22 protein-coding genes are annotated in these 23495 nt (G+C 53.8%); 8 read left to right on the top strand and 14 right to left on the bottom strand.

Features of this window, described 5'->3' with window-relative positions; genetic code table 11:
* Positions 1-121: 121 nt before the first annotated feature.
* Complete coding sequence (locus OH144_RS01830) at positions 122-283, bottom strand: hypothetical protein (RefSeq protein WP_266204581.1); 162 nt, start codon at positions 281-283, stop codon at positions 122-124.
* A gap of 27 nt (positions 284-310) precedes the next feature.
* Positions 311-1240, bottom strand: a complete 930-nt coding sequence (locus OH144_RS01825) for a lytic transglycosylase domain-containing protein (protein ID WP_266204580.1) — start codon at positions 1238-1240, stop codon at positions 311-313.
* 302 nt (positions 1241-1542) lie between these two features.
* Between OH144_RS01825 and OH144_RS01820 the strand changes: the two genes are divergently transcribed.
* The 3 genes from OH144_RS01820 to OH144_RS01810 all read left to right on the top strand — a co-directional run bounded on the left by OH144_RS01820 (position 1543) and on the right by OH144_RS01810 (position 3206).
* Entirely contained in the window at positions 1543-1794 is a 252-nt protein-coding gene (locus OH144_RS01820; RefSeq protein ID WP_266204579.1) for a hypothetical protein, read from the top strand.
* A 186-nt stretch (positions 1795-1980) separates the two neighbouring features.
* Complete coding sequence (locus OH144_RS01815; protein WP_266204578.1) at positions 1981-2583, top strand: TetR/AcrR family transcriptional regulator; 603 nt, start codon at positions 1981-1983, stop codon at positions 2581-2583.
* Between the two features lie 89 nt (positions 2584-2672).
* Complete coding sequence (locus tag OH144_RS01810; RefSeq protein ID WP_266204577.1) at positions 2673-3206, top strand: YceI family protein; 534 nt, start codon at positions 2673-2675, stop codon at positions 3204-3206.
* 103 nt (positions 3207-3309) lie between these two features.
* Here the strand turns inward: OH144_RS01810 and OH144_RS01805 are convergent, their stop codons facing one another.
* From OH144_RS01805 to OH144_RS01765, 9 genes are all read right to left on the bottom strand, one after another.
* On the bottom strand, positions 3310-3615 hold the full coding sequence (locus OH144_RS01805) for a hypothetical protein (RefSeq protein ID WP_266204576.1): 306 nt from the start codon (positions 3613-3615) through the stop codon (positions 3310-3312).
* A 143-nt stretch (positions 3616-3758) separates the two neighbouring features.
* Positions 3759-4214, bottom strand: coding sequence for a YybH family protein (locus OH144_RS01800; RefSeq protein WP_266204575.1), 456 nt, complete (start codon positions 4212-4214; stop codon positions 3759-3761).
* Between the two features lie 87 nt (positions 4215-4301).
* Positions 4302-4856, bottom strand: a complete 555-nt coding sequence (locus OH144_RS01795) for a glycine zipper domain-containing protein (RefSeq protein WP_266204574.1) — start codon at positions 4854-4856, stop codon at positions 4302-4304.
* Between the two features lie 1320 nt (positions 4857-6176).
* Complete coding sequence (locus OH144_RS01790) at positions 6177-6932, bottom strand: class I SAM-dependent methyltransferase (protein WP_266204573.1); 756 nt, start codon at positions 6930-6932, stop codon at positions 6177-6179.
* 6 nt (positions 6933-6938) lie between these two features.
* Positions 6939-7391: a hypothetical protein gene (locus OH144_RS01785; protein WP_266204572.1), complete on the bottom strand. Its 453-nt coding sequence runs from the start codon at positions 7389-7391 to the stop codon at positions 6939-6941.
* Between the two features lie 824 nt (positions 7392-8215).
* On the bottom strand, positions 8216-9421 hold the full coding sequence (locus OH144_RS01780) for a sensor histidine kinase (RefSeq protein ID WP_266204571.1): 1206 nt from the start codon (positions 9419-9421) through the stop codon (positions 8216-8218).
* Positions 9411-9983, bottom strand: coding sequence for a chemotaxis protein CheB (locus tag OH144_RS01775; protein WP_266204570.1), 573 nt, complete (start codon positions 9981-9983; stop codon positions 9411-9413). The genes OH144_RS01780 and OH144_RS01775 overlap by 11 nt, the downstream gene beginning before the upstream one ends.
* Entirely contained in the window at positions 9983-10813 is an 831-nt protein-coding gene (locus OH144_RS01770; RefSeq protein WP_266204569.1) for a CheR family methyltransferase, read from the bottom strand. The genes OH144_RS01775 and OH144_RS01770 overlap by 1 nt, the downstream gene beginning before the upstream one ends.
* A complete protein-coding gene (locus OH144_RS01765; protein ID WP_266204568.1) occupies positions 10803-14837 on the bottom strand; it encodes a response regulator in 4035 nt (1344 codons plus the stop codon). The genes OH144_RS01770 and OH144_RS01765 overlap by 11 nt, the downstream gene beginning before the upstream one ends.
* A gap of 37 nt (positions 14838-14874) precedes the next feature.
* Here OH144_RS01765 and OH144_RS01760 point away from each other — a divergent pair, with 37 nt between their 5' ends.
* Entirely contained in the window at positions 14875-15063 is a 189-nt protein-coding gene (locus tag OH144_RS01760) for a hypothetical protein (protein ID WP_266204567.1), read from the top strand.
* A gap of 12 nt (positions 15064-15075) precedes the next feature.
* On the opposite strand, the gene OH144_RS01755 is transcribed toward OH144_RS01760, so the two are convergent.
* The 3 genes from OH144_RS01755 to OH144_RS01745 all read right to left on the bottom strand — a co-directional run bounded on the left by OH144_RS01755 (position 15076) and on the right by OH144_RS01745 (position 17083).
* Positions 15076-15327: a hypothetical protein gene (locus tag OH144_RS01755; RefSeq protein WP_266204566.1), complete on the bottom strand. Its 252-nt coding sequence runs from the start codon at positions 15325-15327 to the stop codon at positions 15076-15078.
* Positions 15328-15388: 61 nt separating this feature from the next.
* Positions 15389-15643: a hypothetical protein gene (locus OH144_RS01750; RefSeq protein ID WP_266204565.1), complete on the bottom strand. Its 255-nt coding sequence runs from the start codon at positions 15641-15643 to the stop codon at positions 15389-15391.
* Between the two features lie 987 nt (positions 15644-16630).
* Entirely contained in the window at positions 16631-17083 is a 453-nt protein-coding gene (locus tag OH144_RS01745; protein WP_266204564.1) for a hypothetical protein, read from the bottom strand.
* A 311-nt stretch (positions 17084-17394) separates the two neighbouring features.
* Between OH144_RS01745 and OH144_RS01740 the strand changes: the two genes are divergently transcribed.
* The 4 genes from OH144_RS01740 (at position 17395) to OH144_RS01725 (ending at position 23486) form a co-directional block, all read left to right on the top strand.
* Positions 17395-19578, top strand: coding sequence for a M3 family metallopeptidase (locus tag OH144_RS01740; protein WP_266204563.1), 2184 nt, complete (start codon positions 17395-17397; stop codon positions 19576-19578).
* A gap of 186 nt (positions 19579-19764) precedes the next feature.
* On the top strand, positions 19765-20931 hold the full coding sequence (locus OH144_RS01735; protein ID WP_266204562.1) for a hypothetical protein: 1167 nt from the start codon (positions 19765-19767) through the stop codon (positions 20929-20931).
* A gap of 18 nt (positions 20932-20949) precedes the next feature.
* Entirely contained in the window at positions 20950-22614 is a 1665-nt protein-coding gene (locus OH144_RS01730; RefSeq protein ID WP_266204561.1) for a BCCT family transporter, read from the top strand.
* A complete protein-coding gene (locus OH144_RS01725; RefSeq protein ID WP_266204560.1) occupies positions 22611-23486 on the top strand; it encodes a universal stress protein in 876 nt (291 codons plus the stop codon). Before OH144_RS01730 ends, OH144_RS01725 begins: the two co-directional genes overlap by 4 nt.
* Positions 23487-23495: the final 9 nt, after the last annotated feature.

Below are 23495 nucleotides of genomic sequence, written 5' to 3'. Positions count from 1 at the left end.
CACATAGTCGCGTGAACTAGACCAGCACTTTTCTTTTACCGGATAGCAGGTTAAGGTATAAAAAGGGCCGCCTTGCGATTTTGCAAAGCGGCCCTCTCTGTGTTTACTTAGGCTTGGCTCGCTATGGCCAGCGTGTCAGCTGCGCGGCTCCCCTCAGCTCTTGCCGCACCTGCGGACCATCAAAGTAGCGCAGCACCGATTCTCCCTCATTCTTCACACCCAGGCTGTGCACGGCCCACCCCCGGGCCTCCGGCTCTCTTTCCGCCTGGCGCAAGGCATCCACAAAATCATACCCTACCCACAGCTATGCTTACATCGCCTCCTGCGGCAGCTGTAGCTCAAACTCCTCTCCTTTCGCCACTGTCAGCTTGTAATCCTTTATCCAAGGGTTGTAGAGGCGCAGGGTTTTATAGTTGGTACCCTGCTCCAGGGCAAAGGCGGGCAGGTCAGCGAGCGTGGAGGCAACTTTAACCGTACGGGAGGGCAGTGGCTGGTAGCCGTGCTCCTCCGGCAGCTCAAAGTTATACTTCTGCGGGTTGCCCAGCACTTCCTTCAGGGCCAGGATACGGAACATGTAGCGGGAGGTCTCGTCGTTTAGGTAAAGGTCGTAGTAGGAGCTTACCCCCTGGCGCTCCAGCGCGCGGCCAAGGCCGGCCATGCCCCTGTTGTACGAGGCGGCGGCATTGGTCCAGGAGCCGAACCGCTGTTTGGCACTTTTCAGGTACTTTACGGCGGCTAGCGTGGCTTTTTGCACATGGAAACGCTCGTCTACTTCCCCGTTCACGATCAGGCCGTAGCCCCGGGCAGTGTCGGGCATCAGCTGCCAGAAACCTGCGGCGCCTGCCGGGGAGGTAACGTGCCCAAACAGGCTTTCGGCCAGCGCCAGGTAAATGAAGTCTTCCGGAATGTCGTTCTCCTGGAGCAGGGCTTTTATCTCCGGCACGTAGCGCTGCATGCGCTTCAGGCCCAGCAACGTGGTGGCATGCAGGTATGAGTTTACCAGCAGCTCGCGGTCCAGCCGCTCGGCCACATCCGGTATATGGAGCGGCACCGGCTCGCCGGCAAAGCTAAGGGCGTCTGGCACAGCTGGCGGACTAAAAACCGGCTTCAGGGCTTTTGCATTCGTCTCTGAGGCTGCTGAAACGCCCCCCGCCGTCATGATCTGCTGCTGGCTGCACAGTTGCAGTGCCACCACCAAAATCACTGTAACCCAAATGTACTTCCAAATCTGCTGTGCCATGATGCCTTCCCTCCTGTTTTAATATGTAATAAATGTACCGCTGTTAACTTCCCTTAAGTTAGGGAGAAATGCAAAAGCATCAAAACCAGTTCCTCCCTATTGTATTTATACTTGCACCGGCTTTACAGGTATGATGCTGTCTGAGCGCAGGAAAAAACATAGAATTCCATGTTGAAACTTGCCATTTCAGCTGTTCTCCTCTCCTTCCCCGTCTCAGCAGAAGATGACCTGGTGTTACGGCTTTTCAGTAGGTAGCCGCAGAGAGAAAACCGCATCCGAAAGTATACATAACCGCCAATTCTATGAAGTACCTGCAACTGTTGCTTCAACATAGGCCCGGCAACTATTCCTTTGTGCGAAACCTGAAGCCGACCTTACGGTTTGTGGCCCTAGTGGCTACGCCGCTCTCCCTCATCAACAGTTTTGTTGGCACTTATGGCAGCGCTGATTTTCTGGCGCAGTGGGCGAACAGGTTCGCGTTCAGCCTCATCATCATTTATCCGCAGGCAGTGGTGTACGTTAGCCTTATTAAATGGTACGACAGCAAACGGTAACGGATTAGGGCCGTTGTGGCGAAGCGACGCAGCAAGTATAAATTTTAAGTAGCCCTCCTTCTTTTTATAGTATACTCCAGGCAGGCGCCGGGTAAATCCGGATTAACACCTCATCGGATTTTGTTCTTAGCCCGGGAACCTATACCTTTGCTAACACTGTTAGGTAAAGTAACAGAAGTATAAGAAATGGGAATAGCGGAACGGAAGAAACGGCATAAAGAAGAGGTACGAACCTCCATCCTTGCGGCGGCCTGGCAACTGGTGCTGCAGGATGGGTGGCAGGCGCTCTCTATCCGTAAGATCGCGGAGGCCATTGAGTACAGCGTTCCTGTTATCTACGACCACTTTACGAATAAGGAGGCCATTCTGCTGGAGCTTACAAAGCAAGGCTTCCGGCAGCTGAACCAGGAGCTTATCGGGGCCAAGGACAAGGCAAAAACTCCGGAGGAGCAGATCGAGGCTATGGCTTACGCCTACTGGAAGTTTGCCTTCGACAACCCGGCTTACTACCAGGTGATGTATGGCCTGGGCATCCCCTCCTGCGAAACCGTGAACCAGATCAGCGAGCTGGGTACTTTCAGCGAACTGATCCTGCAGCCGGTAAAAGAGCTGATCGCGTTGGGCAAGCATCCGGAAACAGACCCTTTCCTGAAGCTGCACACGTTCTGGTCTATGCTGCATGGCCTGGTCTCGATCAATATGATGGGCAGCGGCGAAAACAAAAACGAACTGAACGGGTTGGTGCTGCAGGATTTTATCCGCGGCTTCGTGTCAGGCATGAAAACCTAATTTTTTTGCCCTTATACCTAACACCGTTAGAAAACATAGCATCATTATATTTTTATAATACAAACAAGTAAACTTTAATACGAGTAATTATGGCAACTACAAAATGGTCTCTGGACCCAACCCACAGCGAGCTTGGTTTTAAAATTAAGCACCTGATGATCTCTAACGTTACCGGCAAGTTCACCCAGTTCGAGGGGGAGGCTGAAACGGAAGGCGATGACTTTACGAACGCAAAAGTGGTGGCCAACATCAACCCGGCCTCTATCGACACCAGCAACGAGCAGCGCGACGAGCACCTGCGCAACGCGGACTTCTTCGCAACAGAGGAATACCCGAACATGACATTCGTTTCCACCAAGGTGGAGAAGGCGGACGATGATACTTTTAACCTGTATGGCGACCTGACCATTAAGGACACTACCAAGCCGGTGAAGCTTTCTGTTGAGCATAACGGTGTGGCCACAGACCCATGGGGCAACGTGAAGGCGGGCTTCTCTATCAGTGGCAAGATTAACCGTAAAGACTGGGGCATTAACTACAACGCTGCCCTGGAGACAGGTGGCGTGATGCTGGGCGAAGAACTTAAGATACAGGGCGAGGTACAGCTGGTAAAGCAGGCCTAAGCTCCTTCTTCATAACCATACTTCGAGGCTGTCCGGATATACTGGGCAGTCTCGTTTTTTATATAAAATCTACGATGGCCTGGCATAAAGTATAAAAATGGACCTACCCCCGCTCAATAACGATGTACCTGGCCGAGAAGCCGTTTTGCTTGTAGAGCGCCTGCAGCGCCGTGATCAGGGATTGGATGCCTGTGCCTTTGTTGTTGTTGTGGCTGCTGAGCGGCTCGAGGTAGTTTTTGTAGCCTCTCCCACTGATGCGCCCCATGTAGCTCCTCGCTTCTGCCTCTCCCACTTCCGTCAGCCCCTTGGCCAGCACCACGCGCCGCATATAGGGCAGCGCCGACTTCATACTTTGGTAATCAGAAAAAGCGTAGAGGCGATAGTACGAGCTTAGCTTAATGGAATTCATGAAGGCAAAGATAGCAGCCTTGGCTGTAAGCCGCTTACTTGATTTGGGCAGCGCCCTCTCCCTAAAAAGAAAAGCCATGCAACTCTCCAGCTGCATGGCCTCCCGTTTATACTTAAGCAGCTTTCCTCAGCTGCCCATACTTGTTAATTCTTTACCTGCACCGGCAGCCCCTCCAGCTGAGCATAGCTCAGTTTCCAGTCGCCTTCCGCGGTTTTCTTCCAGAGAAGCATAAAGTTACCCTCTCCTATGCCGCGCAGCTGTTCCTGGCCGGTAGGGAGCACATCCACCGAGAAGGTGCCCGCCTCGTAGGCGATCTCATCGTCTACGCCCGAGCTTACCACGTTTGTTTTCAGGTCGGCGATGGTGCCGTAGGTATCTTTTACCCACCTGTTTGCCACCTCGGTTTTGCCGTTGAAGTGCGTTTCGCCCTGAATGAACTGAACGTCATCTGCCAGGTACGAGATCACTTTTTCCGGGTCGTTGCTGTTCCAGGCCCCGATAAACTCCTGGTTCAGGCTTTGTACGTTCACCGCCTCTTCCGGCTGTGTGCAGGAAGTAAAAATAGCGGCAAAGAACAGGATATATACATAGCGTTTCATAAGTTCGATTGTTAAAAGTATAACATCTGTAAGTCTGGTCTGTCTGCAGCAAGCTTTATACTTGCTGCAGACAGAGCTACTTTATACTTACCAGCTTTTTCTTCTTACCTCAGAGGTAGAGTAAGCGGTTGACGGGTCGCCGAAAGAAAGGTTAGGCAAATACCCCATGCTGATGATCGGGTTGTACAGCTCGTCGTTGTAGGCTGCGTAAGGCACTGTTACCTGATTCTGCGCCACCAATGCCTGCCTGGCTGGTTCCGCCTGCTTTTTAGCCGCTACCGGCTTACTGGCCGGGGTGGTTCTGGCGGCAACCGTTCTGGCGCTGCTGGCCTCAGCGGCTGCCCTGTTAGCGGCGGCAATTCTTTCTGCCTCGGCAGCCCGCTCGGCCTCTGCTGCTTTTTGTCTGTTATCGATGCCCTTACCGATGGCATAGCCTGCGCCGCCACCTACCACACCGCCCACTACACCGCCTACCACGCGGTTGCGCTTATGTATTACGGCACCGGCTGCTGCACCTGTGGCAGCGCCAATAACGGCACCTTTAGCCTGTGGGCTTATTTTTCTGTCTTGTGCCTGGGTTGCAGAACTCAGCAGGATCGATACTATAAAGACCAAACTGAAAATGTAATTTACCTTTTTCATAAAACGTGCTTTTAAGGTTTTAATAAACTATCACGTATGGATGAAAGGATAATTACAAGATATATGCCACAACAGCTGTGCTACCGTCTGTCATACACCTATAATATTGACTATCAGTATATTAATTTTTTATAATTTTCTAAGTGTGATACGAAAACAGGGGCAATCGCCAGGGAAAGGGGCGGCAACTGGGGAAGTATATACTTAACCCTAGTGTGATTTATGTAGAAGTATAGACTTGTTCCTGGCTCCTCCCCATCCTCTTAATCTAGCGTAAGTCTACAGATTCGTATTTTGCAATGGTGCCGGGCTTACTAATTCACTGATTACCAAAACTATAGACTTATACTTGCTACTGTACTGTATACTTGAGCTATACTATCGCTGCCGCGGGTTTGTAACCCGACTGGTTTGAAAAGCCATACTGTATACTTTGGTTGTGCTGCTATACTTTTATACTTAAGTTTATACTTCATACCTCCCCTGGCGCAAGCGTCCGCTTTTGCCTCTCTTAGCCGCTGCTTCCTGCAACTGGAATCAGGCTATCCTTGCTAGCTGCCGTTCATCCACGGCTTTACAACCAACTTGTTGCATTCTATACTTTGGTGCTCTCCAGCCCGAGAGGGCTCGTCCTTTGGCATCGCGCTGTCTATTGAAGCTGCTCCTCGCTCCGCTCCGGGCTGCTGAGCAAGCTCAGCACCGCAACAATAGAAGGCGCTCAACCCAACGACTGGGTATCAGTTCGATAGCCACGGCTGACGAAGCTTGAACAGAGCTCCCCTCCTTGGACTACCGAGAACGAGAGTTCGAAGGTAGCGAGCGCAGCTCTGAGGGGTAGGGGTGGTTGGACCAGGTACAGCAGAACTCCCTCTCCTGTTTTTAGGAGAGGGCTGGGGTGAGATATAATTCCCCTCCTCGGAGGGGTTAGGGGTGGGTTTATACTTTGTAGTCCTGCTGTTCCGGATTTGCAATCCGGAACGCTGTTACCTGCGGATTTGCAATCCGCTTTTCTGTCCGTAGCTACTGCCTTTGCCGGGGCAGATTACAAATCCGCGGCTATTATACTTCCGGATTGCAAATCCGAAAGAGCAGGAAAGGGTAGGTTTATACCTGTAGAGACAGGTCGCGACCTGTCCGCGCGATACCAAACGGAGTTCATACTTCAGCAGAAGTAATGACAGCCTCCCCTCCTTAGACAAGGAGGGGTAGGGGTAGTTGGATTCGGTACTGCAAAGCTCCCTCCCCTGTTCTTAGGAAAGGGCCGGAGAGGGTTGAAAGCTCCCCTAACAGCAGGTTTGGCTTAACCGCAACTTGAGTGACTTAGTCTGTGGCCTTCCGGAACACCAGAAAATGCTGGCGGGGCAGAAAGTCCTCTTGCCTCTGTAGCTCAAAGCCATTTGCGCCCAGTTCTTTGGTTATCTGGCGCACGCTCATCTTATGCAATTCCTTCACCCGCACATCCGGGTCCTCGGCGCGGTACTCGAGCAGCAGCAGTTCGCCATCGGGTTTCAGTGCCCGGCGTATGGCTTGCAGCACCTCCTGCGGGTATTCCAACTCGTGGTATACATCCACCATAAAAGCCAGGTCCAACGAGTTGTCGGGCAGGTTTACCGTCTGGCTGCCGCCTTTCACGACCTCTACATTCGTCAGGCCGAGTTCTGCCTTGCGCTTTCTGATTGCCGCCACGAATTCATCCTGTACCTCCACGGCATACACCTTCCCCTCCGGCACTTTGGGGGCTACCCGGAAAGTATAATACCCTACCCCCGCACCGATATCGGCCACCACGCTGTTTGGCCGCAGTTCCATGTTCTCAATGGCCAGGTCTACCTGGTCCTCCTCCTGGCGCGACTCCCGCTCCAGCCACGCCCCGCCTGCGGGGCTAATAATGCCCGCAATTTCACGGCCCATGTATACTTTGCCAATGCCACCGCGGTCAGGTGTTTTGTAGGTATATCCGTTTGCGGAAACCTGTTTCTGCTCCTGCGCCTGGCAAGAGTTGCAGGCGCTCAAGCACAGCAATAGAAGTATAAAGTATAATCCGGAAATTAGTTTGGCTGTGGCAGGCAGGTGCATAGGCTATCAGGTTAGTTTTTCAAGGCGCTGCGTCAGGTCGTCAATCAGTTCTTCGCTCCACCTGCCGGCCACCTGTTCGTATTCAGATTTTTCCCAGCGCTGCAGGTAGGGCTTCTCGAGCCAGCTGTTGTTCTTGTCCGGCCCCACAGTATAACTGTTGTACTCTAGTTTGAACAATACGTCTTTGGTCAGGTCAAATGTTTCTACGCCCGGCTTCTGAAAGCCCTCCAGCCGCAGCTTTAGCCCCAGCTGCTGCACGTTGCCATTCTCCACGCTTATTTCTGTGTCAGCATCTGCCGCCGGGTCCCTGGTCCAAGTGTCGATGATCCGCTCCAGCCCGAAATTATCAAAGAGGGGAAGTATGGGGCTGATGCTTTGGTGAATGTGCTCTGCCAGTGTGGGCAGGATGGTGTTGTAAAGGTGCTGGATGGTTTGCTTATCGCGTGTTGGGTATTCCATGGGTTTATTTTTTGGTGTTGATGGGTTGGTCAGGTGATTGCTTCTTCAGCTGTACGATCATAGCCGCCGCTTTTTGCAACAGGACACAAGCTATACTTGCTAGCTGCTGTTCATCCACGGCTTTACAACCTTAATTGTTTCATTTCTGACATTGGTGCTCTCCAGCCCGCGAGGGCTCGTCTTCCCGCATCGCGCTGTGTTCCCTTCTTTTGCTACCCTTCGGTCGCAATGCCGCTTTCGCGGCACCGGAATCTCACAAGGCGCTCAACGGAAAGACTGTGATTTGGTTCGATAGCTGTTGCTAATTGTCATCTCGACCTATGGGAGAGATCTCTTTAGAATTCCGGCTTGATCTCTCACAGCTACGCTGGCTCTCTTCGGCTCCCGCCTCAAGAGTACTCGAGATGACAGGGAAAGGAGTAAGTATAATTCTCCTCCTCTGGACTAGCCAAAACGTGAGTTTTGAGCTAGCGAGCGTAGCTCTCAGGGGTGGGTTTATACTTTGTAGTCCTGCTGTTCCGGATTTGCAATCCGGAACGCTGTTACCTGCGGATTTGCAATCCGCTTTTCTGTCCGTAGCTACTGCCTTTGCCGGGGCAGATTACAAATCCGCGGCTATTATACTTCCGGATTGCAAATCCGAAAGAGCAGGAAAGGATGGGTTTATACTTGTAGGGACAGGTCGCGACCTGTCCGCGCAACGCAACAACTATGCAGTTTATACTTCAGCAGGAGTAATTACGGGCTCCCCTCCTTAGCCAAGGAGGGGCAGGGGTGGTTGGAACACTATAAAGGGGAATCTTTTTTAAACCTCACATCCTGCCCTACTTCAGGTATACCCTGAACTCAGACCCTACGCCCAGCTCGCTTTCAAACTCGATCTTTCCGTCGCAGTTCTCCACAATTCTTTTCACGATGGCCAGGCCCACCCCGGAGCCTTCTACGTGGGCGTGCAGGCGCTTGAACATGCCGAACACTTTACCCTGGTCCTGCTTGCGCAGCCCCAGGCCGTTGTCGCGCACCGTCAGCAAGGTATAATCCCCTGCCACTGCAGTAGTGATAACGATCTCGGGCTTCCTGTCCGGCGAGCTATACTTGATGGAGTTGGAGACGAGGTTGTACAGGATGCTGCGCAGGTTCTTGCGGGAGAAAGTAATTTCGGGAGCGGCCGTAAAATCGTCCACAATGGTGGCGCCATACTTTTGGATGAGGTCTTTGATGTACAGCTTCACATCCTCCAGTATCTCCTTAAAAGGCACGCTTTCAGGCGCCACAGCCTGCTCCTCGTACTGCACCCTGGCTACCTCCGTTAGGTCTAAGAGCGTGTTTTTGAAGCGGCCCACGGCATCGTTAATCATACCTATAATCGGCGTTACATCCTGCAGGTCGAGTCTTTTCTCCTCCAGCGTATCCTGCAGGACCGTTATCAAGCCCTCTATGTTATTGATGGGCGCCTTCAGGTCGTGGGAGGCGGTGTAGACGAAGTTATCCAGGTCCTTGTTTACCTTGGTCAGTTCACGGGTGCGTTCCTGCACGCGCTCCTCCAGTTGCTGGTTTAGGTCTTTGGTTTCTTTGTTGATCCGCTCCAGTTCCTTTTTCTGCAGGTAAAAGCGCACAAAGGCCGCCACCTTGGCTTTGGTGATGGACGGGTGCAGCGGCTTGAAGAGGAAATCCACGGCGCCGGCCTCAAAGCCTTCCAGCACGTGGGTCTCCTGCTGGGCAATGGCCGTTACGAATATGATCGGGATGTCGCGGGTCTTGGAGATATCGCGCAGGTAGCGGGCTACCTCGTAGCCGTTCATGCCGGGCATCTGCACATCCAGCAGTATAAGAGCGAGTTCCTCCTGCAGCGCGATCTTCAGGGCCTCCTCGCCAGAGTTAGCAAATAGGTAAGTGATATGATCGTCGTCCTCCGAAAGCAGGCTCTCCAGACTCACAAGGTTCTCAGGCTTGTCATCCACCAGGAGTATCTTTACGGGGTGCACGGTCGTATCCGGGATAAATAGCTTCAGGTCGTGGTCAGTGTTCATGTAAGGAAAGCAAAAACTCCTTTATGCGCGCAACATTCATTACGGTGCAGCCAGGGATACTATCGATGGCTGCCTGTGGCATGGTGGCTACCTCGGCTTCGTGCGGGTCTTGTGCAATCGCCATACCTCCTTTTTCAAAGATATAGTTTAATCCTGAACTTCCGTCCCTGCTGGCGCCACTTAAAAGTATACCCACCGTGTTTTCGCCAAAAACATCCGCGGCGCTGGCAAAGGTAACGTCTATGGAGGGGCGCGAATAATTCTCCTGTTCCGAATCATCCAAAGAGAACGTATGGTCCTTTTCGAGCAGCACGTGGTAATTGGCCGGAGCCAGGTATACGTGCCCCGGCAAGGCCGGCTCCTTCTCCTCTACCTCCACCGTCCTGAGCAGCAGCTTTCTGCCAAATATATCCTGCAGGCTGCCTTCCTGGTTGCGCAGGCGGTGCAGCACCAGTATAACAGGTATGCTATAACTGACCGGCAGGTCCGTTAAAACGGAGAGCGATGCCTGAATGCCGCCCCAGGAACCGCCCATCACGATCAGTTTTGGGGATGCTCGCATCAGCTTACTTTACGGTATATGCGGTTGCTTTTATCTACGATGTCGTACCTGGGGCTGATGCCCGACATAGCCAGCGTTTCCTTTTTGCCCAGCGCCAGGTAACCCAGGCTCACCAGGCTCTCATCGAAGAGGTTGAACACGCGCTCCTGCAGCTGCCGGTTAAAGTATATCAGCACGTTGCGGCACACTACCAGGTGGAACTCGTTGAACGAGGTATCCGAAGCCAGGTTATGCGGGTAAAACACCACGTTGCGCACCAGCGATGCGTTAAACTTTACGCTGCCGTAGTTACTGGTATAGTACTCCGCGAAATCGCGCTTGCCCCCCGCCGCATAGTATGCCGCCGCATAGGCCGCCATGCTGGAGGCTGGGAAAATGCCTTCCTTCGCCTGCTTCAGCACCTTTTGGTTGATGTCGGTAGCGTAGATCTTGGTGCGGCCCAGCAGCCCCTCCTCCTGCAGCAGTATGGCCAGCGAGAAAAGCTCCTCGCCCGTGGAGCAGCCGGCATCCCAGATCTTGATAAACGGGTAGGTGCTAAGTATGGGCAGCACGTTCTGGCGCAGCGACAGGAAGAACGTCGGGTCGCGGAACATCTCCGTCACGTTCACGGTGATCTCCTGCAGGAAATTCTCGAAAAAGAAGCTGTCTGAGAACAGCCTGTCCCGCAGCGCCTCCATACCCGGCAGGTGCTTCTGCCCCAGGAATCGTTTGACCCTGCGGTAAACCGAGGCCCGCGCGTAGCCGCTGAAATCATACCCGTACTGCGTATGTATGTCCTGGATGAGCGCCTCTACCTCCTGCTCAAACAGCTCATCCGTCTTAGGCTTCATACAACCAAACCCGCATTAAGGTCAGCAACTTGTCAGTATCCACTGGTTTTGGTATATAATCAGAAGCGCCGGCCTCTATACATTTCTCTCTGTCTTCTTTCATGGCTTTTGCGGTGAGGGCAATGATCGGGAGTTGCTTAAAACGAGAAATCTCCCGAATTCGTTTTGTCGCCTCAATGCCGTCCATCTCCGGCATCATCACATCCATCAGCACCATGTCTATGTCGCTTTCGGAGCCCAGCTTCTGCAACGCCTCCTTCCCGTTGTAGGCAGCCGTTACCTCCATGCCGTGCATCTCCAGCAAGCTGCTCAGCGAGTAAATGTTGCGCACGTCGTCATCCACCACCAGCACCTTTCTGTCGCGCAGCACCTCCTCCGGCACGTGCAGCTTCATCCTGAACTCCCTACCCTGCGGCAGTTTCTGGTTTACCTTGTGCAGGAACAGCTGCACCTCATCCAGCAGGCGCAGGTACGAGTACTCGTTCTTGATGATAATGGTGTTGGCGAATTCCTTTAGCTGTGTTTCCTCTTCCTCGCTCAGGTCTTTGCCCGAGTAGATGATGATCGGGATATCCGAAAGTGTGGTCTGCAACCTGATCTTCCTCATCCATTCGTAGCCTTTCATGCCCGGCAGGTTGAGGTCAAGTATGATACAGTCTACTTTCTGCCTGGCCAGCACCTGCTCGGCTTCCTCCGCCGAGTAGGCGGGGGTGGACTTGAGCCCATGCGCCAGCAGCAGCTCACCTACCGCTCTGTTTTCGATCTCGTTATCCTCCACAATAAGGATGTTCTCGATCGTAGCGTCCGACCCGTTGAGTATAGAGCTAAAGGCTTTGTTCAGCATTTCCAGCGTAACCGGCTTTGGCAGGTACTCCTGTTTCTCAGCATGCTCGCCGATCACATCCTTGTCGTAGGCCGACATTACGTGCACGTTCATGTGGCGCAGCTCCCTATCCTCCCGCACCTGCTTCAGCACGTCCCAGCCCGTCATGTCAGGCAGGTGGATGTCGAGCAGCATGGCGTCGGGCTTCTCCTCGCGGGCCAGACGCAGTCCTTCGCGGCCGGTATAGGCCTGGTGCACTTTGAAATTTTTAGCCAGGGCAAAGTCTGCCAGAATATCACTGAAGCCCTTGTCATCCTCCACGATCAGCACTTTAATATCCTGCTTCTCCTGGCGCTCCATGCTCCTGAACATTTGCCCTACACCTTGCCCTTTGCTTTGCGCGGGAGCAGGAGCAGTTGGCTGAGCCTGTTTTATACTTGTGGCTGGCTCAGGCTGCTCCTTTTCCACCACCTGCGGCACGCGCGGCAGGTACAGGGTAAAGGTGCTGCCCTGGCCCGGCTCGCTCTCCAGCATCAGCTCGCCGCCCAGCAGCGTGGCCAGTTCCTTACTGATGGTAAGGCCCAGGCCGGTGCCGCCATATTTGCGCGTAGTCGACGTGTCTGCCTGCTGGAATGCCTCGAACACCACGTCCTGCTTCTCTTTTGGTATGCCGATACCGGTGTCGCGCACCGAGAAGGCCAGGATATCGTTCTGCTCGCGCAGCTGCTCCGACCTGAACTTTGGCTTGTGCAGCACCGGCGATATGGAGAACTCCACCTCGCCACCGGCGTCGGTAAACTTAAGCGCATTGCCAATAAAGTTTTTCAGGATCTGCTCCAGGCGGAAGCGATCGGTTACAATGGTTTCGGAGCTGCCCGGGTTGATGCTTTCGATAAACCGGATCTGCTTCTTGGTGGCCACCTCCCCAAACAGCGGCTTCATCGAGATATCCTCCAACTTCAGTTCCTCTGTCTCCAGCTTCACCATTCCTGACTCGATCTTGGACAGGTCCAGGATCTCGTTTATCAGCCGGAGCAAATCGTTGCCTGACTTGTGGATGATCTGGGCGTGGTCGATCTGTTTGGTTGAGAGGGTGTTCTCCACGTTGTCGGCCAGCAGCCTGGAAAGTATGAGGATGCTGTTGAGCGGGGTACGCAGCTCGTGGCTCATGTTGGCCAGGAAGTCGCTCTTATACTTGCTCACCGTCTCCACCTGCTGTATCTTCAGCTCGATGGCTTCGCGGGCATCCTCCAGGGCCCTGTTCTTGGCGCCAAGCGCTTCGTACTGCTCCTCCAGCAGCTGGGCTTTTTCCTCCAGCTCGGCGTTTTTCTCCTGCAGCTCCTCCTGGTTCACGCGCAGCTCCTCCTCGGATGCCTTCAGTTCAGCATTCAGCTGGCGCAGGTCTTCCTGCTGCGTTTCCAGCTCCTCGGCCTGGTTCTGGGTTTCGTACAGCAGCTCCTGGGTTTGCAGGTGTGCTCTTAAAGTATGGATCATCACTGCCACGCGCTCCGCAACAGTATCGAACAACCTTTGGTGCAGTTCCGTGTAGGGGTGGCGCGCGGCAAGCTCCAGCGCCCCAACGATATTGTTGCCAAAGTATAAAGGTACGATGATAACCGAGGCAGGCCCAATATCTGAAAGGGCCGTTTTAATCTTCAGGTGCTCCTCCGACACGCCCTCCAGCACTTTCACCTTGCGCTCCTGAACGGCCTGCCCCACTTTGCCCAGGCCAATCTCAAAAGTAGGAAGTTGCTCCAGGTTCACGGCCACGCCATAGCTGGCCGCGGGTGTCAGCCTGCCGTCGCTTTGGTGCAGGTACAGGACACCCGCCTCAGAGCGCGTATACTCACACAGGAAGTGAATGGCCTTTTCGGATACTTTCTCTAGGGCTGTTTCGCCGCTTACGTGGCTGTTAAGCTCCGCCACGCCGGTAAGTATAAAGTTGCGGTTGGTGTTCTCGGTGGTAAAGCGCTGCAGGTTGTTTTTCATGTCGCGGATGGCCATGCTCAGCACGTCTTCCTCGCTTTGGGCAGTTACCGCCACATCGTAGCGCCCCTCGCCAATGGCCTGTGCCACTTCCGAGAGATGCACTGTTTTATACAGCACTCCCCTGAAGGAGGTAGCCACGCTCCCAATCTCATCTTCGCTATCGATATCGATCTTTACATCGGTAGCGCCCAGCTTGATGCGGTCGGCAGCGGTTTTCAGCTTCGTGAGCGATACTGAGATCATGTTGATGATGTAGATGGACAGGGCAACCGTTAGGCCAAGTATGAGCAGAAAGGCAATGATGAGCGTGGCCACGGCCTGCTGCTTCTCCACCACCCGCTCGCTTATATCGCTCTTGATGCTGCCTGAAAGCGCCGTTTCCGCCTTGCGGAAATCCTCTATGCTGACGGTAAACTCGTCAAAGACGGTGTCCGGGTCGAAGGAGGTCAGGTTCAGCTGTGGGTCTGCCTCGATGGACTGCAGCACGGTTGCCACCTTTTTATAATTCCCGGAGGAGATAATGCCCTGCACCTGGCGCATTGCCTCCGGCCCGGCATAGCGGCTAAAATTATCGAGGGCCCGGTTGTAGGCAGTAATCTGCGACCTGATGGTGGCGTAGTCGTTGTAATTGAAGCGCTCCCCCTGTATGGCATTTAAAAAGTAGCTCCTGACCCTGGCCAGTTGTATTTTGGCCTCGGTGAGCTGGCGGAAACTCTCAAGCTGGCGCCCCAGAAACGTGTTGCCGACACCCGTGGCGTTCGCGTCCATCCTGTTGAGCAGGTTGAAGATCAAGCTGCTCGAGTACTCCCTATACTCCTGCTGATTAAAATTCTGCTGATCGAGGCGGCTCCTATACTTCTTCTGCTCGCTCAGCAGCAATAGTTCCGGCAGTACCCGGCCCGAACGCTCCAGGAAAGCACTCAACTCCCTTTCGGCAGCATCCGTGGTGGCCCGGGCTGCCTTTGCCTCCAGCAGCATGTCGGTGTCGCCGGTTGCGGAGGCCAGCATGCGGGCACGTTCCCGCTGAAACGCATGAAGCAAAGCGGATATTTTCTCCGACTCCTCCAACTGCAGTTCCTCCTGCTTCAGGGCGGCGTTCTCTTCCAGTTCATTCTCTACCGCGGATACAAGAAAGTATACCAGCGGAACGAGCAGCAGGGAAAGCAGCAGAATAAGCTTATCCCTGATCTTTAGGTTCTTTATGAAGTTCATCTAACGTGCGTATAGTCCGGTTCTGTTACCTACTAGATTGCAAGTTAGTAAAACAAAGTATGAGTTTCCCGCCCGTATTGCCTTTCTTCCTGAGGTTTCGGCCTTTCTGCTGCGCTTTGGCGCCAGAGCGGACGGCCCGGGAAAAGGCATAGCAGGATGTGCATGGGGGATGCGGCGCACCATTTTCCCGGAGGGTTCCGGTACGGGCGCAGGGGTGGGTAAATAGAATACCGGCAGGTTACCAATCAAGCATTTCCATCAGGTCTACCTGAGTAATGTAGGGCTCCAGTGCCTTATTGCTGGTAAAGCCACGCACCAGGCTGATGTAATCGTTTTCAGGATTATACCAGACTTCGGCAAAAAAGCTGCCCAGGTTGTAAAGCTCAATGCGGTAGCCTCTTCTGCCACGGTAGGCAATAAAATTCCCGTGCGCCCAGATAATCTCCAGTCTTCCTGCCAGGGTGTGGGTGTTAAATAGGTTGAGGTTCATGTGGTAGTATACGAGGTTATTCAGAAAAGGAGGCACCCTGTACGGGCTTTGTTACAACGCGTTAGGAGGCCGCCTTAGGATAGGCGTCATACTCGTCCGGGCTCTCAAAATCCCAGTATACTTCCAGGGTAGTGGGGCCGCTGAGGTAGGCTGGAATGGGCGTATAGATCACCAGGCCGTCCTTGAAGACGCGCTTGCCCGATCTGGAAAGGCGCATGGCCTGCCAGAGCAGCCTGTCGCGAATCTCGGTGCTTACCGGCCGCCTGGCATTGACAAACGGACTACCCTCCCCGAATTTAAAAACAGTGGTGTACATGGCGTTGTGGTTCTGATGGTACAATCTATCCTACGCAAGTTTCAATTATTTAGTATAAGGAATCGAAGGAATTATTACCTTGTGTTACGAGATCCGGAAATTGTGGGTGCTGCCGAAGCCCTGTGTTCCATAGCTCTACTTTTATACTTTTTATACTTGCTGTTCCGGATATCCTTGTCTGGAACCTCTCTGCTGCAGATCTCCTGATCTGCACAAGCTATACTTTATACTTGCCTTTTTCTATGGTGCAAGTCTTTTGACTTGTACCTATCATGGCGTCGGGTTTGCAATCCGACTGGCTTGAAAAGCCATACTTATACTTTGGCTATACTTCCATAGCCGCTGCTTTCCGCAACTTGAAACAAGCTATGCTTGCTAGCTGCCGCTGATCCTCAGCTTTACGACCAACTCGTTTCATTTCATATTTTGGCTCACTCAAGCCCGGGAGGGCTCGTCCTTTGGCATCGCACTGTCTACATTTCCTTTGCTCCTAAAGTCGCAATGCCTCGCTCTCGCTCGTCACCAGAAATCTAGAAGGCGCTCAACCCAAGGACTGGGTATCAGTTCGATAGCCGCCGCTGACGGAGCTTGAACGGAGCTCCCCTCCTTGGACTACCGAGAACGAGAGTTCGAAGGTAGCGAGCGCAGCTCTGAGGGGTAGGGGTGGTTGGACCAGGTATCGCGAATGCCCCTCCCATGTTTTTAGGGGAGGGCTGGGGTGGGGTGAATTCCCCTCCTGGGAGGGGTTGGGGTGGGTTTATACTTTGTAGGGACAGGTCGCGACCTGTCCGTGCGATATCTGCTGCAATGAAACTTATACTTTGTAACTACAGCTTAACTTCCCTTCCATCAAGATCTCCCGAAATAAGTGCGGGATTTTTAACTTCCAGGATGGCATAAGGAAGCAAAAGTGTGCTTCTAGAAGCGAGCGTAGCGCTGAGGGGGAAGGGTCGCTCGAACCGGTAATTCCCGCCCCCAATCCTCCAATTACTTCGCCTCCTTCTCCCCCAACAGCCACTGCAGCGCCGTTTGTTTATCCATGAAAACCTCGTGCCGGGCGGTGCCGTGGTGCTGGTAGTTCTTTTGTGCCCGCTGGGTAAAGCCCCTGAAGGCAACGAGGCTGTTGTAATGGTCGGGAAGGAGAACAGCGATTTTGCTGATGTCGGATGTTGCCACCAGCGCCGTCCACTCGTTCTCTACCCAACGTTGCTCCTGCGAAGTGATCACGAAAATCTCCGCGTCATCAATCAGCCAATGCCTTACCTTGTTTTCAATAGAGAAGTCTAGCGCCCAGAGAAACCCCTCTCGCCGCTCATCAAAATCGATTTGCCGCATCCACTGAATCGTTAGCAGCGAGCCTGCTTCATAATAAAGAATTGAGACAAACCCGTTCCGGAAAACCTCCTCAGACACGAACTCATGATACCTGGCTTCTTCCATAAGGCACACTTTTGCTCTGTTTAGCGATGATCATTCTTATATCCTCATCCTAAAAGAGTTACACGATAATTATAAAAATATGATGGCAAAATATTGCTTTTATGGGCTTAAAGACACGGAAACAGACAATCTTAAACTGTTGCTGCACGATATTTGTGCAGACACCACCGCACGAAGTATAAAAAGCAGCCACACTGCCTTAGCTACCCTGCGGGGCGGGGCGGCATTATAGTTGTTTTTTGTATCTTGTGCTTAATTTGCAGTTAACACCGCCTGAGCAGGGCATTATTCACCCAATTTTAAAGTATTCTATGCAAAAGAAAATTATAACAGCAGGTAGCCTGATGGCTGTACTTGCCCTGACCAACTGTGCCACGGTAGAGGACAAGTCGCAGCAGGCACAGGCAACCGTAGAGCAGGCGCAGGCTGAAACCAACCCGCTCCTGAAGGAATGGACCGGACCGTACGGCGGCGTGCCAGCCTTCGACAAGATGAACCTGGCCGACCTGAAGCCTGCCATGGAAAAGGCCATGGCCATGAACCTGGCCGAGATAGAGGTGATCGCCAACAACCCGGAGCCTGCCACCTTCGAGAACACCATCGAGGAGATGGAGCGCGCCGGCGAGGAACTGGGCCGCGTATTCACCTACTATGGCATCTGGAGCAGCAACGTATCCACGCCTGAGTTCAGAGAGGTGCAGGCCGAGATGGCTCCCAAGATCTCTGAGTTCAACTCTAAGATCTCCCAGAACGAGAAGCTGTTTCAGCGCATCAAGACCGTTTACGAGAACTCCCAGAAAAACCCATTGCCTGCCGACCAGCAGCGCGTAGTGCAGCTGGTATACGAAGGCTTTGCCATGGAAGGCGCCGACCTGAGCCCGGAAAAGAAAGAGCGCTATGCAGAGATCAACAAAGAACTTTCATCGCTTTACACTGAGTTCTCTAATAACATACTGGCCGACGAGGAGAAGTATGTTGTGTACCTGACAAAAGAACAGTTGGGCGGCCTGCCGGAGTCGTTTGTAAAGGCTGCTGCCAAAGCCGCTGCTGACCGCGGGCAGGAAGGCAAGTATGCCGTGACAAACACCCGCTCCAGCATGGACCAGTTCCTGACCTACTCGAACGAGCGTGCGCTGCGTGAGAAAGTATGGAAAAACTACTACTCCCGCGCCGATAACAACGACGAGCACGACAACAAGCAGAACATTGTAGACATTCTGAAGCTACGCCGCGAGCGCGTGCAGCTGATGGGCTACGACAACTATGCGCAGTGGCGCCTGCAGAACCGTATGGCCAAAACCCCTGAGGCGGCCATGGACCTGATGATGGCCGTATGGCCGGCTGCCATTGCCAGAGCCAAGGAAGAAGTGGCCGACATGCAGCAACTGGCAAACAAGACGAGCAAAACCAAGATCACGATTGAGCCGTGGGATTACCGCTACTACGCCGAAAAAGTGCGCCAGGCAAAGTATGACCTGAACTCTGACGAGGTGAAGCAGTACCTGGAGCTAGGCAACCTGACCGATGCGATCTTCTTTACGGCTGGTGAGCTGTTCAACTTCAAGTTCACGCCGGTACCGGAGGGCTCTGTGCCGGTTTTCCATGAGGATGTGAAAGTATGGGAAGTGACCGACAAGACAACCGGTGCCCACATCGGCCTGTGGTACCTCGATCCGTTCGCGCGCCAAGGCAAGCGTTCCGGTGCCTGGGCTACCACGTACCGCGCCCACACCACCTTTGACGGCAAGAAAAACGTGCTGTCGTCTAACAACTCCAATTTTGTGAAGCCTGCCCCGGGCGAGCCGGTGCTCGTATCGTGGGACGATGCGGAAACGTTCTTCCATGAGTTCGGTCATGCGCTGCACTTCCTGGCCTCTAACGTGAAATACCCAACCCTGAACAGCGGCGTGCGCGACTATACCGAGTTCCAGTCGCAGTTGCTGGAGCGCTGGCTGTCTACGGACAAGGTGATCAACAACTACCTGAAGCATTACAAGACAGGTGAGCCGATGCCGCAGGAGCTAGTGGCCAAGATCAAGAAGGCCGCTACCTTTAACCAGGGCTTTGCCACCACTGAGTTCCTGGCTTCTGCCCTAATGGACATGCACTTCCACCTGGTAGACCCGAGCGGACTGGACCCTGCCAAGTTTGAGAAGGAAACGCTGGCAAAACTGGGGATGCCGAAGGAAATCGTGATGCGTCACCGCTCCCCGCACTTTGGGCACGTGTTCTCCGGCGAGGGCTACGCCACTGGTTACTACGGCTACCTATGGGCCGACGTACTGACCTCAGATGCAGCAGAGGCTTTTGCTGAGGCGCCAGGCGGATTTTATGACGCCGAGGTAGCAGCCAAGCTGGTAAAATACCTGTTTGCCCCACGCAATTCCATGGACCCTGCCGATGCTTACCGTCACTTCCGCGGCCGCGACGCCAAGATCGACGCGCTGATGCGTGACCGCGGTTTCCCGGTACCGGGCCCGCAGTCTAAGAAGTAAAATCACCGCTGCACGCTAAGCTTATACTTTGAAGCGCGGTTTACAAGCAAAGGCCCTGCAGACGTTGTGTTTGCAGGGCCTTTTGCTATAGCACGAGTCTGCCCATACGCCCCTCCTTTCCCGTTCCGGAGTAACTTTTGCCCCCTTAGCTCGTCAATAGAGAAGTATACTTTAACGGCTGTACAATTGAAGATAGCTTTACAATACCGGTTCTGTTTACTGTTAGCCCTCTTTCTTATCTCCGGCAGGGTGTGCCAGGCGCAATTCCCGGAAGAGAAGCCTGAGGAAAAGCCATACCTGAAATTGGGCGGCGCCGTGCGTTTTAACTATAACCTCTCTACCTGGAAGGAGGACCAGTTAGACCGTGGCGGGGACTTTGGCTTTGACATGTTTCGCATCAATGCCGAAGCCGAGTACAAGGGCATCAAGCTCAATGCCGAGTTCCGCCACTACTCCCAGGCTTTTGGAGGTTCTTTTCTCAAACAGGGCTGGTTTCAGTACGATTTTTCAGAGCAATCGCAGCTACAGGTGGGCCTGAACCAGGTACCCTTTGGAATCCAACAATACAACTCCAACAACTGGTTCTTTAACATCACCTACTACGTGGGCTTTGAAGATGACCACGACATGGGCTTCAAGTATATCCACGACTCCGGCCGCTGGCAGTGGCAGGCGGCCTATTACAAAAGCGCCGAGGAGTTCGTCTTTGCTTTAACAGATCCCAGCCCCAACCGCTATTCCTACGATGTGACCGCACGTAATAAGGAAAACAACCAGCTCAACTTTAAGGTCGTGCGCCGCCTGGGCGATAGCCTGGCACACGAGCTGGGCGTTTCGCTGCAGGGCGGGCTACTCTACAACCTCGACACCGAGCGCAACGGCACCCGCTACGCCGAGGCAATACATTACGAACATAAGGCCGACCACAGCCCCTGGAACATCAAGCTGCAGGCCATGCTCTATCATTTCAACCCAAAATATGCTGCCGGGGCCAATCCGGGCTTCGTAGAAATGGGCGCTTACGGGGCTAACTATAACGTGGCCAACAAAGGGGAAATTTACACGGCAAACATCGCCTACCACATTCCTTTAAATACCCGTCTCGTACAAAGTATAGATATTTACAACAACTATGGCTTTTACAACAAACGAGTAAGCGGTTTCGAAAACGCTCACATGAACGTACTTGGCGCGCTCTTTACAGCCGGCCCCATGTATATCTATACCGACGCAGCCTTCGGCTATAATCACCCGTGGCTGGGCCCCGAGTGGACGAATGCCCTTGCCGCAGGCACACCCGGCGACACGAATTGGCACATGCGCTTTAACATCAACATGGGGTATTATTTCTAACTTATAAAAACACGATGCATGAGTAAAGTAAGAAGTGATACAAAGAGGTCGTTTGGCCTGGATGTGAACGGCCCCGTGTTCTGGTCGTCCATTGTGTTCCTGGTGGTAAGCATAGCCCTTGTGCTTATTTTCAGGAAAGATGCGGAGGAGTTTTTCAGCAACACCCAGGCAGTCATTACATCCAGCATGGGCTGGCTGTTTATCTTGAGCGTCAACCTTTTTGTCGCCTACTGCCTGTACATGGCCTTCAGTCGGTTTGGTAAAATCCGATTAGGTGGGAAGGACGCTAAACCAGAGTTCAGCACCTCGGCCTGGTTTTCTATGCTATTCAGCGCCGGTATGGGCATTGGCTTGCTGTTCTGGAGCATTGCGGAGCCCATCAACCATTTCCAGACGCCTCCGCTCGGTGAGCCCGGCACACCGGCCGCCGCCCGACAGGCCATGAACTTCACTTTCCTGCACTGGGGGCTGCATGCCTGGGCCATTTATGCGCTGGTGGCGCTGGCGCTAGCTTACTTTACCTATAACCGACAGATGCCGCTAACAGTACGTTCCGCCTTCTATCCTTTTCTGGGCGAGCGTATCCATGGCGTGGTGGGGCATGTGATTGATATCCTGGCCGTGATCGCGACGCTGTTCGGCCTGGCCACTTCGCTGGGGCTGGGCGTGCAACAGGTGGCCGCCGGCCTGAACCATGTGTTCCCGGCCATTGTGAACGATATCACCACTCAAATCATACTTATCGTGGTGATCACTGGTATTGCGACCATTTCGGTGGTGACCGGAGTGGATAAAGGTGTGCGTATCCTGAGCGAGTGGAACATCCGCGTGGCGCTGTTCATACTGGTGGCCGTGTTGGTACTGGGCCCAACCGTTTTTATACTTGGCTCCTACGTGCAGAACACCGGCTCCTACATCGGCAACTTCATGCAGCTCTCGTTCTGGAACGAGGCTTACTCCACCCGGAACTGGCAAGGCTCCTGGACGGTCTTTTACTGGGCCTGGTGGATCTCCTGGGCGCCTTTCGTAGGCATCTTTATCGCGCGGGTCTCCAAAGGCCGGACGATAAAGGAGTTTATTCTGGGTGTGCTCATTGCCCCCTCGCTCCTCTGCTTCCTGTGGATGACGGCCTTCGGCAGCACCGCCCTACGCGAAATCCTGGCTGGCGACGCCACCATAGCGGAGGCCGTGGCAGCCGACATGTCCACCGCCTTGTTCGTGTTCTTCGAGCAGCTGCCTTTTTCAACGGTACTTTCTGTGATAGGCGTTATACTTATAGCCGGCTTCTTTGTCACCTCTTCCGACTCCGGTTCGCTGGTAGTGGTTAGCCTGACCTCCGGCGGCAAGCTAGACCCCCCGGTTGGCATACGCGTCTTCTGGGCGCTAGCGGGCGGGGCTATCGCGGCGGTCTTGCTGATCGGCGGCGGCTTACAGGCACTGCAAACAGCCGTCATCATCACGGGCCTGCCCTTTGCCATCATTCTTTTGCTGATGTGCTTCAGCCTGTACCGCGGCCTGAGCGAGGAGGCCGAGGAGGAAACTAGGCTCGGCAAGGCCCAGCAGCGCAAGGCTTACCAGCAACTGGTGGCCGAGATGCTGGCTAAGCGTGCCCAGAAACAAGATGCTAGAACAGCTGAGAGCAGAAAAGACGCCTCCATATCACCAAACCCTGATACGTTATGATCTCAATTGATGCCATGATGGTCTGCCTCGACCTGAGCGACCTGGATGAGAAACTCGTTGCCTTTTCCCGCTCCCTCTGCGAACGCCTGCAGGTGCGGAAGGTGTACTTCGTGCACAACATCAGACTCTATGAACTGGGCGATGATTTCCGGGAGATGATCGGAAATGTAGACCTTAGCAGAGAAGTAGAGGAGAACATCACCGACATCGTAGCGGAGCAATTCGGCAACATCACCGACCACGAAATACTGGTAAGCGAGGAGCCCAACACCGAGGTGATACTTGCTGACATAGTGAAGCGCTATGGCATAAGACTGACGCTGCTGGGGAAGAAGATGAGCGACAAAAGCACAGGTGCCCTGGGCACGAAGCTACTGCGCATACTCCCCTGCAGCCTGCTGGTCTTCCCCGAGACGGCCAGCTTCAACGTCCGGAGGGTACTTGTGCCCATTGACTTCTCGGACACCTCGGTACACGCGCTGAGGCTCAGCAAAGAGCTGTCGGACCAGCTGAACCTGCAGCTGGAGATCATGCACGTCTACCGGCTGCCGACACAGTTTTTCCCACTGATATCGGAAGAAAAAGCCGTCCGGAAGGCCGAGGAACTGGTGACAGAGAAGTTTGCTGACCTGCAGAAGCGCCACCGGGAGATTGCCGGGGTGCCCTATACCCTGGTGCGTGCCGCCAACAAAAGTATAGCCGAGCGCATTGTCCTGCACCTGGAGAGAGGCCGCCACGACCTCTTGGTGCTCGGCCTGAAGGGAAACAACCCGCTCCCCTCGCTGAGCCTGGGCAGTGTACCCACCGAGCTGTATAACACCGATATCGACGTGCCGCTTTGGCTGGTGTACTCGAAGGAGGTGATAAAGTAAAGAGGTAGG

This window comes from Pontibacter kalidii (assembly GCF_026278245.1).
In the GTDB taxonomy this organism is placed as follows: Bacteria; Bacteroidota; Bacteroidia; order Cytophagales; family Hymenobacteraceae; genus Pontibacter; species Pontibacter kalidii.
Note: the sequence above shows the minus strand (reverse complement) of the source record. Positions and strands in the feature narration are given on the sequence as shown.